The organism is Bartonella sp. MR30HLJHH (assembly GCF_042194195.1).
GTDB classification, from domain to species: domain Bacteria; phylum Pseudomonadota; class Alphaproteobacteria; order Rhizobiales; family Rhizobiaceae; genus Bartonella; species Bartonella grahamii.
The window spans coordinates 1-998 of the sequence record NZ_JBHIMO010000084.1 but is presented as its reverse complement, the minus strand read 5'-3'; the positions used below and the strand labels follow the sequence as shown (position 1 = coordinate 998).

Annotated in this window: 1 pseudogene; it reads left to right on the top strand. The window is 44.5% G+C overall.

The window, feature by feature from the left end:
- Positions 1 to 963: pseudogene (locus ACFIKR_RS09420) on the top strand (phage portal protein); the annotation flags it as partial.
- Positions 964 to 998 lie beyond the last annotated feature (35 nt).

Genomic DNA, 998 nt, shown 5'->3' with positions numbered 1-998 from the left:
CAACGGTGGGCGAATAAATATTTCAGTCAAGTGATGTATATCCTTAATAGCCAATCCAAAGGGGGGCTTATTGTCGAGGAAGGGGCGTTTAAGGACATCAGGCAGGCTATGCAAGATTGGGCGCGAGCTGATGCGTTGCTAGTTGCTGAAGATGGCGCCCTTGCACAAGGAAAGATCCAACCCAAACCCGTAGCAGAATTTCCAACGGGGTTTTTCCAACTGTTTAATGAAGCTAAGGAAGCAATTAATCAGGTGACGGGTTTATCGCCCGAATTCATTGGCACAAGAGAAGTGACACAAGCGGGTATTTTGGAGGCACAACGACGCCAATCCAGTTTAAATCTGCTTGCTTGTCTGTTTGATGGCTTACGTTTGTATCGCAAGCGGCAAGGTAAGATTATTTTACACCTTATACAGAATTATTTGTCTGATGGTCGTTTGGTACGGATATCTGGTGAGGAGAATGCGCAATATATTCCATTGACGCGTGAAGAAGTAACGAGTGTTGAGTATGACATTGTTGTTGATGATGCGCCAACCAGCCCGAATGAGAAAGAGCGCACCTTCGGTATCATCACACAGCTTCTTCCATTGCTCCAAAATGCCATTACACCGGATATTATGCTTGATCTACTTCGTTATTCTCCATTGCCGGCGTCATTGCTTAATCGTGTCAGTGAGAAGTTCCAACAGCAACAAATGGCACAACAACAGCAGATGGACCCCGAGCAGGAAATGAAGTTGCAGGAAAAGCAACAAGACTTAGAGACGAAAGCACAGATGCATCAGATGGATTTGCAACAAAAGCAGATTGATCTGTTTATGCGTCAAAAGAAAGCGGAATTAGAAGCAGAAATGATGCAACAGCGCCATGACATTGAACGGCAGAAGCTTCTCAATACTCAGGCACACAATCAGATCATGCGAGAGCGAATAGCATTACACAGAGGTATGCATAGTTAAGAGAGGTGAAAGAATGAATGCAGAAATGAATGAAG